The following is a 15,504-nucleotide window of genomic DNA, read 5'->3' as shown; positions in this document are numbered from 1 at the left end:
TATTTACTTTAACTTTGGGGGTACACCTCAAAAACGACTTTCAAAATGGCGCTTTTAACTGATGCTCGATGATGGTGCCTAGTGCGCTTGGGGGGAATCGAACCCTCATCTCAAGAACCGGAATCTTACGTGCGATCCATTACACTACAAGCGCAAATCAGTTGTTGTAACAAAACTTACTATACCAATATACTAGAACTTGCGACATTTTTCAAGTGAAATTAAAAAGGTGTTAGTGAAAGCGGTTACTAGCACCGGAACTCGTTGCAATTATTTGGGGGTCTGCTATACTCGTATTTGGGTAATATTTCAATTTACTCGATGCGCCCGCATTGAGATTAGGTTCACAAAGGGTGCTGACTTTGTTTTCAATTAGTGGTACGATGTGGATTGTATTACTGATAATATTTTCTTATTTCCTAAAGGAGGAAAACACAGTATGACTGTAAAGATTGGTATTAATGGTTTTGGCCGTATTGGCCGTCTGGCATTCAAGCGAATTCACGAATTACACTCCGATGAAATCGAAGTTGCCGCAATTAACGATTTAACAACTCCTTCAATGTTGGCTTACCTTTTGAAGTATGATTCAACCCATGGCCGTTTCCCTGGCGAGGTTTCATCAACTGACAAGGGTATCGTTGTTGATGGTAAAGAAATTCCGGTTTACGCTGAAAAAGATGCTTCTAACCTTCCTTGGGTTAAAAACGATGGCGTTGACTTCGTTCTTGAATGTACTGGTTTTTACACATCCGAAGAAAAAGCTCAAGCTCATATCAATGCCGGCGCAAAGCGGGTCTTGATTTCAGCACCTGCTGGTCCTATCAAGACCGTTGTTCCTGGTGTTAACTTGGACGTTCTTAACTCAAACGATGTTATCGTTTCAGCTGGTTCATGTACCACTAACTGCTTGGCACCAATGCTTTACTTCTTGAACAAAGAATTCGGTGTTAAAGTTGGTACTATGACAACTGTTCATGCATTTACTGCATCACAACAAATTCTTGATGGTCCTAAGACTAAGAAGCGTCGTAACAACCGTACTGCCAGCGCAAACACGATTCCTCATTCATCTGGTGCTGCTAAGGCAATTGGTTTGGTTATTCCAGATCTTGACGGTAAGGTTATGGGCCACGCACAACGGGTTGCCGTTATTGATGGTTCATTAACTGAATTGGTTACAGTTCTTGATAAGAAAGTAACTGCTGACGAAGTTAACGAAGCTATGAAGAAGCACACTGTTGATAACGAAGCATTTGGTTACAACGATGATGAAATTGTTTCAACTGATATTATCGATGACAACCATGGTTCAGTATTTGACCCAACTCAAACTGAAGTTACAACTGCTGGTGACGACCAACTTGTTAAGACCGTTGCTTGGTATGATAACGAATGGGGCTTCACTTGCAACATGGTTCGTACCTTGTTGAAGTTTGCTTCACTTTAATAATTAACGTAGGCAATCGGCGGAGGAGGGTGTCTTCTCCGTCTTTTGTTATCTAAGTGCATGTTCTAAGTATCACAAACAATATTGTATGTAGGAGGTTCCTAAATTGGCAAAATTAACAGTTTCTGATTTAGATCTTGAGGGCAAAAAAGTCTTGATGCGCGTTGACTTTAATGTTCCGATTAAGGATGGCGTTATTGGTGATGACAACCGAATCCAGGCTGCATTACCAACAATCAAATTTGTTTTGGATCATAAGGGCAAGGCCATTTTATTCTCACATTTAGGCCGGATTAAGAAGGAAGAAGACAAAAAGGGTCTTTCTTTGCGCCCCGTTGCCGAACGCCTTTCAAACTTGCTGAACAAACCAGTGACCTTTGTTCCTGTCACTGAAGGTAAGCAGCTTGAAGATGCCGTTAACAACTTGACTGATGGCAGTGTGCTTTTGGTTGAGAATACGCGTTATGAGGACGTTGTAAACGGTGAATACGTTAAGCGTGAATCTGGAAATGACGCCAAGCTTGGCGCATACTGGGCTTCATTAGGTGACGAATACATCAACGATGCATTTGGGACTGCGCATCGTCAACACGCTTCAAACGTTGGAATTGCCGAAGCAATGCACAAGGCTGGTAAGCCAGTTGCCGCCGGCTTCTTAATGGAAAAAGAAATCCAATTTTTAGGCGAAGCTGTTAACAATCCACAACGCCCATTTGTTGCCATTCTTGGTGGCGCCAAGGTTTCTGATAAAATTGGGGTTATCGACAACTTATTGAGCAAAGCCGACAAGATCATCATTGGTGGTGGGATGACTTATACATTCTATGCTGCTAAGGGAATTAAAGTTGGTGACTCATTGGTTGAAAAGGACAAGATTGAAGTTGCTAAGAACATCCTTGAAAAGGGCGGCGACAAGATTGTTCTGCCAACTGACAACGTTGTAGCTAAGAGCTTTAACAACGATGCTGAACACAAGGTTGTCGAAGGCGATATCGACGATGGCTGGATGGCACTGGACATCGGTCCAAAGTCAATTGATGCCTTTGAAAAGGTTCTTCGTGACGCGAAAACGGTTGTTTGGAATGGCCCAATGGGCGTATTCGAAATGGCAAACTTTGCTCAGGGAACCCTTAAAGTTGGTGAGTTCCTTGGCTCATTAACTGACGCAACAACCATTGTTGGTGGTGGTGATTCAACTGCTGCCGTTAAACAACTCGGCGTTGCTGACAAACTGACCCATATTTCAACCGGTGGTGGCGCATCACTTCAGTATCTTGAAGGAAAGACCCTTCCAGGAATCGCTGCTATCGATAATAAATAATCATAGAAAAATCCCGCTTTGACGGGATTTTTTTATGATCCTGACAAATTGGGACTGTGTTAATCCGTGGTTTTTGGTCTTTCTTTTGGTACAATAATTTTAAGCTATTAATTGTAAAGGAATGATTTGAATATGAGGATTCCGTTCGTTGCCGGTAATTGGAAAATGAACTTATCGGTGGATGAGGCCGTGGCCTTTCTTGACGATATCAAGGGCAAGCTTCCTGATCCAAAAGTGACTGAGACCTGTATTGCCGCATCACCATTGTTTTTGGAAAGTATGATCAAGCACAATGCTGATTCACCGCTTATTATCGCAGCCGAAAATTGCTTTTATGAAGATACCGGGGCCTACACCGGGGAAACGAGTCCCGCAGCCCTCAACGAAATGGGTGTTACCCACGTGATTATTGGTCACTCGGAGAGACGCAAGTATTTTAACGAGACCGATGATATTATCAACAAAAAGGTTCACGCGGCTTTCCGTAATCACCTGACGCCGATTATTTGTTGTGATGAAACGATGAGTCGTCGTCAATCGGCCGACCGCATTTCTTGGGTGGTTAGTCAGGTTACCAATGCATTAAAATCGGTCACCAGTGATCAGGCAAAAACGATTATTTTAGCCTACGAGCCAAGCTGGGCGATTGGCAGCGGCAAAACCGCCAGCACCGATGAAGCCGAAGAGGGCTGTTATCTGATTCGTCAAACAATCGCTGATTTGTATTCAGATGACATTGCCAATCAGATTCGGGTGTTATATGGTGGTAGTGTGAATGATGAAAATGCTGACGATATTATGGCTCAGACCGATATCGATGGCGTTTTGGCTGGTGGAGCGAGTTTGAAACCCGATTCGTTCCTGAATCTTGCAAACTTTTTACAAAAATAAGATAAGATTCCAGTTTTATGTTGAAACTTGGGCGGTAAACTAATAAAATTGAGTTGAACCTTGTTTAAAAGGTCACAACTTTCGCTAAGGAGAGAAAAAAATATGTCAATTATTTCTGATATTTATGCCCGTGAGGTTCTCGACTCTCGTGGTAACCCAACTGTTGAAGTTGAATTATATACTGAAGCAGGTGCAATGGGTCGCGGAATTGTTCCTTCTGGTGCTTCAACCGGTGAACACGAAGCTGTTGAACTCCGTGATGGTGACAAGGACCGTTACATGGGCAAAGGCGTTACAAAGGCCGTTGACAATGTAAATAACATTATCGCCAAAGAAATCGTTGGCTATGACGTTACTGATCAATTGGCAATTGATAAAGCCATGATCGCATTGGACGGAACTCCTAACAAGGGTAAGCTGGGTGCTAACGCAATTCTTGGCGTTTCACTTGCTGCTGCTCGTGCCGCTGCTGATGAGTTGGAAATGCCATTGTACAATTACCTTGGCGGATTTAACGCTCACCTGTTGCCAACCCCAATGCTTAACGTTATCAATGGTGGGAAGCATGCCAACAACAAGGTTGACTTCCAGGAATTCATGATTATGCCAGTTGGTGCACCTTCAATTAAGGAAGCCATCCGTTGGAGTTCAGAAACATTCCATAACTTGAAGAACTTGTTGAACGAACGCGGTTACTCAACTGCCGTTGGTGATGAAGGTGGTTTCGCACCTGATTTGAAGAACAACGAGGAACCATTTGAAATCCTTGTTGAAGCTATCCAACGTGCCGGCTACAAGCCAGGTAAAGACATTGCGATTGCCTTTGACTGTGCCGCATCAGAATTCTACAATACTGAAACTAAGAAGTACGACTTAAAGGGTGACGGCAAGTCATACACTGCTGACGAATTTGTTACTTTACTTGAAGGCATTGTTGACAAATACCCAGTTATCTCAATTGAAGATCCACTCGATGAAAACGAATGGGAAGATTGGCAGATGGCTACTAAGCGCCTTGGCAAGAAAGTTCAAATCGTTGGTGATGATTTGTTTGTTACCAACACCGATTACCTTAAGAAGGGTATCAAGATGGGCGTTGCCAATGCCATCTTAATCAAGTTGAACCAAATCGGTACCTTGACTGAAACCGTCCGTGCCGTTGAAATGGCTCGTGAAGCAGGTTACACGGCGATCATTTCACACCGTTCAGGTGAAACTGAAGATACCACGATTGCTGACTTGGTTGTTGCCCTTAATGCTGGCCAAATCAAGACTGGTTCAATGAGCCGTGGCGAACGAATTGCTAAGTACAATCAATTGATGAGAATTGAAGATCAACTTGGCGATGTTTCTGAATACAAAGGAATTCACTCATTCTATAACCTTTCAGAACAAGCTCGCGAAGACATTCAAAACAAGTAATTTTTAAGAGTATGAAAAGGATCGCAGTGATGCGGTCTTTTTTGTTGGTTTAAAATTTAATTCAAGAACTTTACCTCCATTTTGCGTATTTAATATTAAGCATACAAAATGGAGGTTTTTAGTTTGAAAAAGTTATTATTGTTTTCAGTTGGATTGATGAGTTTGATGACCCCGGCGATGAGCCATGCCGCGGAGGCTCCCCAGCAACGAGTCGTGGTGACTGATGAGGGGGCGAAGACGTGGAGTGTTATGATTGCGGCCAGACTCAATTCGAAAAATTCGGATGGAAATCGTGAGCAGAATTTTATAGAACATGAGCCTTTAACGGGTCATGAGGGATCTTCAATTTTATATGAAGTTGAACCAGTTGAAGGCTATATTCCGCGATTAACGCAGATCAAATATACTCAAGCTGATTCAAAAAAGGGGATCTATTATGTCGAGTACGATGGAAAGCAAGCCACCCTTACGGTAAGATTTGTTGATGAAACGGGAACAATTATTAAAGATGATCTGCTTCTTAATCACTTGCCACTAACAGTTGGGGGTTCCTACAAGGTTGATTTGCCTACAATCCCTGGGTATATCTCAAAAAATGGGCCACGATTAGTTAATAAAATTTCAAGTGTAAGCGAGGTTGTTGAGGCTCACTATCAAAAGGTTAATCCAAAAGCAATTTCACCAGAAAAACCAGCAACGGCAACCCCTCAAGCGCCAAAACTGGCAACCCCAAAACCAGAAGCCCTCAAACCAACTAATCCAAAAGTCGGCACCTCAGAAAGTGGTTTGAAAAAGACCGATGAAACGATCGATTCAAAAGTGGCAAAAACTGATCAAAACTCTCAGGAAAAGCCCACAACTTCTACGAAAGCAATGAGCCCCCAACCAGAAACGAAGAAATCCGTCTCGGCTGATAAGCCTGAATCAACATCTGGGGTTACGGTTAGCCACGACCAGAAGGCCGTAGTCGTCGATGCCCATCAACCAAGTCGGGAATTGACAAAGGACGCTGAAGCAGGCCAACTAGCAGTTAATCCGGAATCATCAAGCCTGTCCAAGCAGGCCGTTCAAGCTGGGATAACCGACAAAGATGGTCATTCTAGCGAGTCCGCCATCAAGAACGGTAAAGTTAGTCATTCGGATCAAACTGTTAGCCCATCCAAAACTGACGGTGTCAAAACCGGCGAAACTCCTCAAGACTCAAAACAGGGGAAAATTTTGGCACAAAAATCCGGCAAAGACTCTGGCGAAAACAAGACCCAAAACAAACCGGAAACAGTCGTTCACAAACTGATGATAAGAAAAAGGATCCGGCAACATTGCCAGCCCAAAAACCGCAGTCAACCGGCCAGGATTTGAAACAGCCCGTCGAAAACGGAGCGGATCAGCCTGTCACCTCCCCAAATGCTGATAGGGAACAGGGTGTTGCAAAATCGGGTCACCAAAAATCCAAGACCAATAAAAATAAGAAATCGCATCAACACAAACATCAAGCAGCAAAGAATACGAAAGATAATAAGAATACTGCTTCTCAGCCGAAGAAATTTCTGGTCCAGGCAGTCGACGAAACCGGAGCTGAAATATATTCAAAATCGATGAATACAACAGCTGAAAAGCTCCAGCATGAAAATTTCGAATTGTTTGGTTATGATTTGGAAAAGACGACCCTTGACAACGATCAAAATCGCCATGTCCTCCACTATCGGCGAAAAGCGGTTACTCTTAAAGTTAGGGCGGTCGATGAAAGTGGGGCTGCGTTGGCAACGACCCAACTGACCGGAAAATTTGGTAATTCATTGTCGTATACTGCTCAAGTGATTCCAGGCTACCACGTGGTCGGCAATCCAGGAGGCATTGTTAAACTCGATTCGCTGTTCCCGGCTGACGTTACTATTCGATATGCCAAGGATCACGTTGAATCCGTTAAACCCGTCCCAGCCGCTAACAGCCAGACGACGGCGATTTCAAACCCGCCCGCTGCAAGTCAGACACTGGCAGATAACGGTTCCAAGGATGCTGAGCGGGTGAATGTTAAGAAAAATTCAGCTCATAAACGGACCGCGAAATCTACCAAGACAAAGAAACATCACGTTAAAAAGAATGGCCATAAACGTGCAAAGCAAGGGCGTCGATTGAAACGTCACCACGGCCGGTCCTTGAACCGTCGTCACCAATCTCGGACGCACCGCCGTGCCGGTCGTCAGCACAGCGTGGCCCGTCTCCCGCAAACTGGTGATGCAGGCACCAAGAAAAGCCAAATGATTGGGTTGGGACTCTTATTGGCATTAGTCGGCCCAAAAATTGCCCGGAAATTTTGATCAATGTGATATGATTAATATCAGAATTGATTGAAGGATGCGTTAAAAGTGCAAGTACACGGTAGTTACAAAATGTCACAAATCAAAACAATCACCAGTGGGATTGTTGTCGGGATTCTCGCTGGCACCGCTGTTTCGATGTTTCGGTGGGCGATTCAGCATATGATGGCGGTTATGAAGGGATTGTATACCGGGATTCTCGCTCATCCGGTGGATGCATTGATCGCGATTGTTATTAACCTCGCCATCGGTTTGTTCGTCGGCTGGTTGCTGCACCAGCAGCCTGATATTAAGGGATCTGGGATTCCGCAGGTTGAAGGTCAGCTGCTCGGCGAAATTGATTATCGCTGGTGGTCGGTTCTCTGGCGGAAATTTATCGGCGGGATCTTGGCCATCGGTAGTGGCCTATATCTTGGCCGTGAAGGTCCCTCCATTCAACTGGGGTCAACCCTTGGACAGGGAGTGGCTCACTTCACCAAGCAGGTCGGATTCGATCGGCAAGTCCTGATTTCAAGTGGGGCAGCTGCGGGACTCAGTGCGGCGTTCAATGCTCCGATTGCCAGTACGTTATTTGTGCTGGAAGAAATCTATCATAACTTTTCCACGAATATTTGGGTGATTTCACTCACGTCGGCGGTGACTTCCGATATGGTTGCCACCTATGTATTTGGCCTTAAGCCCGTCTTGTATATGAAAAGCAATCCAATGCCGCTGCAATACTTTTATTGGGTCGTGATCCTGGGCATCATCCTGGGAATCCTTGGCCGCTTTTACCAAATGGTTATTTTACGGGTCAGTGCCTGGTATCAAAAAATTGGGCGTCTCCCATGGTATTTGGATGGCGTGATCCCGTTACTTTTGGTGATCCCGTTAGGCATGTTCTTTCCCCGATTACTTGGCGGTGGGAGTGACATTATTGTTCACCTGAATGCGGCGGGTTATTCGACGATTGTATTGTGTGGATTTTTCCTGATCCGATTTATTTTTTCAATGATTTCGTATGGCAGTGGCCTGCCCGGTGGTATTTTCCTGCCAATTCTGTGCCTTGGCGGCCTAATTGGGGCGATTGTCGGCAGCCTGGCGATCGCCATTGGCTGGGTCAGCCCAGAATACTTCTCCAGCTTTGTGATCATGGGGATGGCCGGATACTTTGCGGCCATCAGTAAGGCCCCGTTTACAGCAATTCTACTCATCACTGAGATGGTTGGCACGCTTACACACCTCCTTGGGCTGGCAGTCGTTTCCCTGGTTGCCTATGGCGTGTTGGACGCTTTAAACGGCAAGCCGGTCTATTACGCAATGCTTCAACAATTACTTCAAAATACAAAGGCCAACGATTTGGGCAGAACCGTTCAAATTACCAAGCCGGTTTTTGCCGGTTCACAAATTGATGGCAAGCTGGTTCGCCAGATTAATTGGCCGGCGGGATCATTATTGACGAAGATCGTTCGAAATGGCATTGAAATTGTCCCGTCCGGGCAGACACCGCTTCGGTGGGGGGACACGCTTTATATCAATGTTTCCACCAAAAATCAGCACCGAATCACCGAAACGTTGACCCGCTTGACCTCAGAAAGTTAATGGTAAGTGTGGAATAAACTGCATAAATGTGTTAACTTAGTAGGAGTAGTATTAAGCCGATTGACGGTAGGAGGCTGTATCGTGTATAACTTATTGATCACATTACTATTGATCGATTGTGTCTTGATTACAATCGCAGTTTTAATGCAACCATCAAAGACTAATGACGCCATGTCTGCCTTAACTGGTGGCGCTGATGACTTGTTTGCCAAGCAGAAGCCCCGTGGTTTTGAAGCATTCATGCAGAAAACAACCCTGGTTTTAGGAATCATCTTTTTCTTGATTTCATTAGGACTCGTTTGGGTATCATCTCATTAGTATTTAATCCTCCTGTTTAAATACAGGGGGATTTTTATTATAATTGAGTATGGAACGCAGAAGGGAATGATAGATGATGCAAGCACCAACGACGTCTTTTTACTTCGAACACGGCCCCAAAGCAATTATACTCATGCACGCTTTCGCTAGTGGACCGGTCGACGTGCGCCTGCTCGCCCGCCGGCTGGAACGAAGCGATTATTCAATTTACGCGCCGCTTTTGACCGGCCACGGCACACCTGATTTCAAAGATATCATTTTGCAGGGCTCCCCGGAAATCTGGTGGCAGGATACCCAGAAAGCCATTGATTTCATGCGTAGTAAGGGGTTCACACAAATCAGTATTTTTGGGATTTCTCTTGGGGGGATTTTTGCGGCCCGGGCATTGGAAATGACGCCCGATTTAGTTGGTGGCGGCTCGTTTGGTTCGCCAATCGTGCGCAAGCGTCAGTTCAGCGTTCACCAAACGTTTATGCAGATGGCTAAAGCGAACTATTTGCGCTATAAAACGGATCCAGCCATCATGGCGGATAACCTGCAATGGCTGGATGATCATATTGATGATCTGCTGGCCCAAATTAGTGCCTTTAGTGCTACGGTTGCCAAGGATCTTCCTAAAATTCACCAGCCATACTTCATTGGTCAGGGACTCAAGGATGAAATTGTCAATCCACAGAGCAGCCAGTTAGTGAAAGATCAGTTGGTGAATACCCACGTTACCTATCACGAATACCCGGATGCCTCACATATGATTACCGTTAACTCGGCTCATCAGCAGCTGGAAGCAGATTTAAGTAATTTTTTGACTAAACTTTATGAATAATACGAGGAATACAGATTGCAAGATAAAGAATTAAAAACTCAAATTGAAAACGTACTGCGGACTTATCCCGACAATGAATTCTCAGTTGAGAAAATTGCCGATGTTTTACGGTACCATGGCTCGTCAGCGTTTAAGCTCATTGTCCAAGAACTTGCTGGTTTGGAGCGTGACGGCTTAGCGGTCGTGACCGATGATGGGAAGTTTCAACTTAATCCTGACAAACAAAAATTAAGCGGGGTTTTTCACGCCAATGATAAGGGATTCGGCTTTGTGGCTTATGATGACACTGAATCAGATGCCTATATTGCCCCAGATAACACAATGAATGCCCTCAACGGCGATACGGTTGACATGGAAATTGTCAAACCCGCCGCTCCCGGATCTGATCGGGGCCCCGAAGGTAAGGTCACGGCCATTACTGACCGGAAATACAAACAGGTCGTTGGCGCGTTTTCCAAGACCGAGAATCGCAAGTACTTCGGTGAAGTCAAACTCACTGATAAAAAAATTGCGAAGTATAAGTTTTACATCAATGACGTTGGTCTCAAGCCAACGCCGGGTGAAGTTGTAACCGCCCAAATTGTGGAATATCCCAATGCTGAGCATCCCGACTACATGGTTGGGATTGCCGATGAGGTTATTGGATCAGTTGACGATCCTGGAATTGACATTCTTCAGATTGTCTATGCGCATAACATTCCCGCAGAATTTCCGGAAGATGTGCTGCAAGCTGCCGACGCAATTCCAGATCACGTTACCGATGCTGAAAAGGTTGGTCGTGAAGATATTACTGACCAGGACTTGGTTACCATCGATGGCGAGTCATCCAAGGATTTGGATGATGCGGTGACCGTTTGGAAGTTACCGAATGGCAATTATCATCTGGGTGTTCACATTGCGGACGTCAGTCACTATGTTCAACCAGGCAGTGCCATCGACAAAGAAGCCTTTCGACGGGGCACCTCGGTTTATTTAACTGACCGGGTGATTCCAATGCTGCCCCGGCGATTGTCAAACGGAATTTGTTCGCTGAATGAGGGCGAACTGCGTCTTTGCATGAGCTGTGACATGGAAATCGATCAGTCCGGGAATGTGATTAAGCACCGCATTCACCCGAGTTTGATGCGTTCGAAGGCTCGAATGACATATACCGCCGTTAACAAAATTCTTGAATCTCACGATCAAAAGACCATGGATGAATACAAGGATCTGGTTCCCATGTTTGAACAAATGGGCGAACTTCATCGAATTCTGTATAAGCACCGTCATGCGCGGGGGGCCATTGACTTTGACGACAACGAAGCAGAAATCATTGTCGACGAAAAGGGCCACCCAATCGACATTAAGCTGCGCGTTCGGGGCTTAGCCGAAAAGATGATTGAATCCTTCATGCTGGCCGCCAACGAAACGGTTGCGCGTCACTACTCCGAAAAACACGTGCCGTTTATTTACCGGGTCCATGAACAGCCGGACGCCGATCGAATTAAGACCTTCTTTGAAACACTGACCGCTTTTGGGATCACGGTTAAGGGAGATCCAGAACATATTCAACCAAAAACGCTGCAAAATATTTTAAAAAAAGTGGCTGGCAAGCCTGAAGAGACCATGGTTTCGGTTATGCTGTTAAGAAGTTTGAAGCAGGCGCGTTACGCTGATCAATCACTGGGTCACTTTGGCTTGGCCGCACCATTTTACACCCACTTCACGTCACCAATTCGCCGGTATCCAGATACCATGGTTCATCGGATGATCCACTATTACGAAGATAACGGGATCAATGATGAGACGAAGAAAAAGTATGCCAACGTTCTTGATGAAATTGCCACCACAACTTCTGAATATGAACGACGGGCCGTTGATGCGGAACGGGATACCGACGCCATGAAGAAGGCCGAATACATGGCCGACCATATTGGCGAAGAGTTTGACGGTACCGTCAGTTCAGTAATGAAGTTTGGCCTGTTTATCGAACTGCCAAATACGGTTGAGGGCTTAGTTCATATCAGCCGAATGGATGACGACTACTACCAGTACGTTGAACAGTTCATGGCACTGGTTGGCCGGCGAACCCATCGAACTTATAAGATGGGCCAGCCAATTCGGGTTAAAGTTGTTAATGTTGACATTGAACAAAGCGCCGTTGACTTTGACATTGTCAATCCACAGAGCACGCCAACCAGTAATTACCTTCCAAAGGAAAATTATCACCGCCATAATAATGACCGGCGGGGTAACAACAATAATAACAACCACGGTGGGGCTAATATTCACTTTAGTAAGAGTAATAACCATGGTGGTCAGCGAAATAATCGGAATAACCGGAATTCCAAGAATCAATCAAACCGGCGAAAAAAATAAAGATCAAAAAAAGTAGGTGATGAGATGGCCAAAGGAAAGCATAAGCAAAATAACGATAACCTGATGGCGCAGAACAAAAAAGCCCGTCACGATTATTCGATTCTTGAGACTTATGAAGCGGGCATTGTTCTCACCGGAACTGAAATTAAATCGATTCGTGCCCGGCGGATCAACCTAAAGGATGGTTTTGTCCAGATTCGTAATGGCGAAGCTTATATGATGAATGTTCACATCAGCGAATATGCTCAGGGCAATCAGTTTAACCATGATCCGCTCCGAAATCGGAAGCTGTTGCTTCACAAAAAAGAAATCCGTAAACTTGCCCAGGCAACCCAAGACAAGGGGGTCACTATTGTCCCCTTGAAGGTCTATTTGAAAAAGGGGTTTGCCAAGGCGTTGATTGGGGTCGCTAAAGGAAAGCGCGAGTACGATAAGCGAGAAACCATTAAGCGCCGTGACGAGAAACGGTCAATTGAACGAGTTATGAAGCACTATTAGGTTAGGATAAATGAAAGGAGCAATTCGGCTTTGTGCGCCAAATTGCTCCTTTTTGTGCTGGGTTAGTTAAATTATGACTGAGGGAGGGGTCACTTTTTAAACAAATGAAATTCGCCAAGTGATGGTTTAACTCCCTTGGGATACTTGGCCAACGTTCGAAGATTGAGTTTTGCGGTATGAACCAGGGATGGGTGATTCAGAATTGCGGCAATAAGCGCGACGATTGGTTCGTGCTTAATGTCGCCGACGTCCATCAAGCGAATCACTTGATCAGCCTGGGCGTAAGATTTAATGCTGGCAATCTTTTGACGGCCGTGGGTAATGGTATAGGACTGCTTTTCTTGGTTGCCAATAATCAACCAATTGATGCCGTTGATATACAGGGTTGTGTAGTGCATCGAAAAGTGAATGACCGAACTGCCGATGAACTGATGCAGGTAAAAGATGTCAAACCGCGGGGTTGTCCCTAAGGATTGTTGGCGGACAGTTGCCAGCACTTCACCGGTGAGAGAGTAAACGGAAAACGTGTCGGAAACCAGGCCCCACTTGCCAACGATTAGGTACTTTGTATCTTTATATTCGTCAATGATTCGACATGATCTTGTGTGGTCCAATTCGGACAAATTAATTTGGATTTTTCGACTCATAGAGACATTTCCTTTTCGTTTAATATGACCATTTTACCACGGATTCAATCGAGATACGCTGATGTTATTTGGAAATGGATATGGTAGAATAAAACGTGAGGTGTTGGGAATGAAACCGTTTATAAAAAATGACTGGTGGGATGTTTTACAACCGGAATTTGAAAAAACTTATTATCAGCAGTTACGCCAATTTTTAATATCCGAATATAAAACGCAATATATTCATCCGGATATGAATCATATCTTTGAGGCGTTCAAGCTGACGCCTTTCAGCAAGGTAAAAGTTGTGATCTTGGGACAGGATCCCTATCATGAACCGCACCAAGCCCAAGGGTTAAGCTTTTCAGTGATGCCGGGGGTGAAAATTCCACCGTCGCTGCAAAATATTTATAAGGAGCTTCAGTCTGATCTCGGAATTAAGCCGGTTTCACATGGATGCTTAGTCAGCTGGGCCAAGCAGGGGGTTCTGTTGTTGAACTCGGTCTTGACGGTCAGAAATGGCCAGGCCTTTTCTCATAAGGGAAAGGGCTGGGAGCAGTTAACGGACGCCGCAATCAAAAAGTTGTCCGCCCGTGAACAACCAGTTGTCTTTATTTTATGGGGAAGAGCAGCTCGGGATAAGATTTCGCTGATTGACACTGATACCAACGTTGTCTTGCAGTCGGCCCATCCAAGCCCATTATCCGCGAATCGAGGATTTTTTGGTTCGAAGCCATTTTCAAAAACCAACGAAGCCTTGGTCGCGATGGGTGAGGAGCCGATTAACTGGCAATTGCCGGAGAAGGTCACCCAGACATCTTAATACAAGGTAATTTGCATGTGAATGCATGAATTGGAGGATTATGTCATGGAACTATTTGATAGTCTTAAGCAGAAAATCACCGGGAAAAATATCAGCATTGTTTTTCCTGAAGGTAATGACGCCCGGATTCTTGGTGCTGCCAGCCGGCTAGCTAAAGATGGGCTAATTAAGCCGGTTGTTCTTGGAACGGCCGATGAGGTGCAAAAGGTTGCCGGTGATGCCAATATCGATCTAACCGGTGTTGAAATCATGGACTACCTGAACCAGCCTAAGGATCAAATTGACGCGATGGTCGCCGCAATCGTTGAACGCCGCAAGGGTAAAACCGATGAAACTAAAGCGCGTGACTGGTTGAAAGACCCCAACTACTTTGGGACAACTTTGGTTTACATGGATAAAATTGACGGCATGGTTTCCGGTGCCAATCATCCAACCAGTGATACGGTCCGGCCAGCTCTCCAAATTATTAAAACAAAGCCTGGTATTAAGTTGATCAGCGGGTCGTTCCTGCTCATTCGAGACGATTTGAGATACCTCTACGCTGATGCCGGAATTAACATGGATCTGGATGCTGAAGGGGTTTCCGACGTTGCAGTTACGAGTGCTGAATTTGCCAAATTATTCGACATTGATCCTAAAGTGGCACTCTTGAGTTTCTCCACCAAGGGATCGGCTAAGGGCGACATGGTAACCAAGATGCAGGAAGCCACCAAGCTGGCCCAACAAAAAGCACCGGACGTTCCAATTGATGGTGAATTACAATTTGACGCTGCGGTTGTGCCTTCCGTTGCCGAGAAAAAGGCGCCTGGTTCAAAAGTTGCTGGCCACGCCAACGTCTTTATTTTCCCAGACTTGAATGCTGGTAATATCAGTTACAAGATTACGCAACGTTTAGGCGGCTTCCAAGCCTTAGGACCACTGCTTCAAGGGCTTAACAAGCCGGTTAATGATCTTTCCCGTGGGACGAGTGAGGATGACGTTTATAAGGTGGCAATTATTACCGCCGTTGAAGCCGTTGCCGATAAGTCGTAAGTCGGGCAGATAAGCTATAAACGATTTGTAAAATGAACTTTTG

At 45.1% G+C, this 15,504-nt stretch carries 14 protein-coding genes and 1 tRNA gene; 13 read left to right on the top strand and 2 right to left on the bottom strand.

From position 1 onward, the window contains the following. Positions 1–82: 82 nt before the first annotated feature. A tRNA-Arg gene (locus FD47_RS08930) sits at positions 83–154 on the bottom strand. Between the two features lie 285 nt (positions 155–439). Here FD47_RS08930 and gap point away from each other — a divergent pair. From gap to smpB, 11 genes are all read left to right on the top strand, one after another. Further along, positions 440–1,450: a type I glyceraldehyde-3-phosphate dehydrogenase gene (gene gap / locus FD47_RS08925; RefSeq protein ID WP_008213344.1), complete on the top strand. Its 1,011-nt coding sequence runs from the start codon at positions 440–442 to the stop codon at positions 1,448–1,450. Positions 1,451–1,556: 106 nt separating this feature from the next. After that, a complete protein-coding gene (locus FD47_RS08920; protein ID WP_008213345.1) occupies positions 1,557–2,771 on the top strand; it encodes a phosphoglycerate kinase in 1,215 nt (404 codons plus the stop codon). 132 nt (positions 2,772–2,903) lie between these two features. Further along, a complete protein-coding gene (gene tpiA, locus FD47_RS08915) occupies positions 2,904–3,662 on the top strand; it encodes a triose-phosphate isomerase (RefSeq protein WP_008213346.1) in 759 nt (252 codons plus the stop codon). A 102-nt stretch (positions 3,663–3,764) separates the two neighbouring features. Next, complete coding sequence (gene eno / locus FD47_RS08910; RefSeq protein ID WP_008213347.1) at positions 3,765–5,084, top strand: phosphopyruvate hydratase; 1,320 nt, start codon at positions 3,765–3,767, stop codon at positions 5,082–5,084. A 123-nt stretch (positions 5,085–5,207) separates the two neighbouring features. Then, positions 5,208–6,443, top strand: a complete 1,236-nt coding sequence (locus tag FD47_RS08905) for a MucBP domain-containing protein (RefSeq protein ID WP_054735037.1) — start codon at positions 5,208–5,210, stop codon at positions 6,441–6,443. After that, positions 6,404–7,402 carry a MucBP domain-containing protein gene (locus FD47_RS08900; RefSeq protein ID WP_056980545.1) on the top strand — a complete coding sequence of 333 codons (999 nt, stop codon included), beginning with the start codon at positions 6,404–6,406 and terminating at the stop codon, positions 7,400–7,402. Before FD47_RS08905 ends, FD47_RS08900 begins: the two co-directional genes overlap by 40 nt. 48 nt (positions 7,403–7,450) lie before the next feature. After that, on the top strand, positions 7,451–8,983 hold the full coding sequence (locus FD47_RS08895; RefSeq protein ID WP_054735028.1) for a ClC family H(+)/Cl(-) exchange transporter: 1,533 nt from the start codon (positions 7,451–7,453) through the stop codon (positions 8,981–8,983). An 81-nt stretch (positions 8,984–9,064) separates the two neighbouring features. Continuing rightward, positions 9,065–9,301: a preprotein translocase subunit SecG gene (secG, locus tag FD47_RS08890; RefSeq protein WP_040537841.1), complete on the top strand. Its 237-nt coding sequence runs from the start codon at positions 9,065–9,067 to the stop codon at positions 9,299–9,301. 76 nt (positions 9,302–9,377) lie between these two features. Next, positions 9,378–10,124, top strand: coding sequence for an alpha/beta hydrolase (locus FD47_RS08885; RefSeq protein WP_054735040.1), 747 nt, complete (start codon positions 9,378–9,380; stop codon positions 10,122–10,124). Positions 10,125–10,139: 15 nt separating this feature from the next. Beyond that, entirely contained in the window at positions 10,140–12,482 is a 2,343-nt protein-coding gene (gene rnr / locus FD47_RS08880; RefSeq protein ID WP_056980543.1) for a ribonuclease R, read from the top strand. A 24-nt stretch (positions 12,483–12,506) separates the two neighbouring features. Beyond that, positions 12,507–12,980 (top strand): SsrA-binding protein SmpB, encoded by a 474-nt coding sequence (smpB, locus tag FD47_RS08875; protein WP_008213186.1) that lies wholly within the window; start codon positions 12,507–12,509, stop codon positions 12,978–12,980. A gap of 89 nt (positions 12,981–13,069) precedes the next feature. Here smpB and FD47_RS08870 read toward each other — a convergent pair whose 3' ends face one another. Beyond that, entirely contained in the window at positions 13,070–13,627 is a 558-nt protein-coding gene (locus tag FD47_RS08870; protein WP_054735025.1) for an LURP-one-related family protein, read from the bottom strand. Positions 13,628–13,736: 109 nt separating this feature from the next. On the opposite strand from FD47_RS08870, the gene FD47_RS08865 reads away from it, so the two are divergent. Together FD47_RS08865 and pta are read left to right on the top strand one after the other, a co-directional pair. Continuing rightward, positions 13,737–14,429, top strand: a complete 693-nt coding sequence (locus tag FD47_RS08865; protein ID WP_040537840.1) for a uracil-DNA glycosylase — start codon at positions 13,737–13,739, stop codon at positions 14,427–14,429. Between the two features lie 45 nt (positions 14,430–14,474). Next, the gene (gene pta / locus FD47_RS08860; protein ID WP_054735023.1) at positions 14,475–15,461 is read left to right on the top strand and encodes a phosphate acetyltransferase; all 987 of its coding nucleotides are present in this window, start codon (positions 14,475–14,477) and stop codon (positions 15,459–15,461) included. The last annotated feature ends 43 nt before the right edge of the window (positions 15,462–15,504 follow it).

The sequence above is a fragment of the Lentilactobacillus parafarraginis DSM 18390 = JCM 14109 genome (assembly GCF_001435895.1).
GTDB classification, from domain to species: Bacteria; Bacillota; Bacilli; order Lactobacillales; family Lactobacillaceae; genus Lentilactobacillus; species Lentilactobacillus parafarraginis.
The sequence above is the reverse complement of the archived record's forward strand: the minus strand, read 5'-3'. Positions and strand labels throughout refer to the sequence as shown.

What these genes read in the sequence shown, in the direction of transcription:
- FD47_RS08885 (WP_054735040.1), top strand. Translation starts at nt 9,378, where the DNA reads ATGCAAGCACCAACGACGTCTTTTTACTTCGAACACGGCCCCAAAGCA.
- FD47_RS08870 (WP_054735025.1), bottom strand. Translation starts at nt 13,627, where the DNA reads ATGAGTCGAAAAATCCAAATTAATTTGTCCGAATTGGACCACACAAGA.
- gap (WP_008213344.1), top strand. Translation starts at nt 440, where the DNA reads ATGACTGTAAAGATTGGTATTAATGGTTTTGGCCGTATTGGCCGTCTG.
- FD47_RS08865 (WP_040537840.1), top strand. Translation starts at nt 13,737, where the DNA reads ATGAAACCGTTTATAAAAAATGACTGGTGGGATGTTTTACAACCGGAA.
- smpB (WP_008213186.1), top strand. Translation starts at nt 12,507, where the DNA reads ATGGCCAAAGGAAAGCATAAGCAAAATAACGATAACCTGATGGCGCAG.
- tpiA (WP_008213346.1), top strand. Translation starts at nt 2,904, where the DNA reads ATGAGGATTCCGTTCGTTGCCGGTAATTGGAAAATGAACTTATCGGTG.
- eno (WP_008213347.1), top strand. Translation starts at nt 3,765, where the DNA reads ATGTCAATTATTTCTGATATTTATGCCCGTGAGGTTCTCGACTCTCGT.
- pta (WP_054735023.1), top strand. Translation starts at nt 14,475, where the DNA reads ATGGAACTATTTGATAGTCTTAAGCAGAAAATCACCGGGAAAAATATC.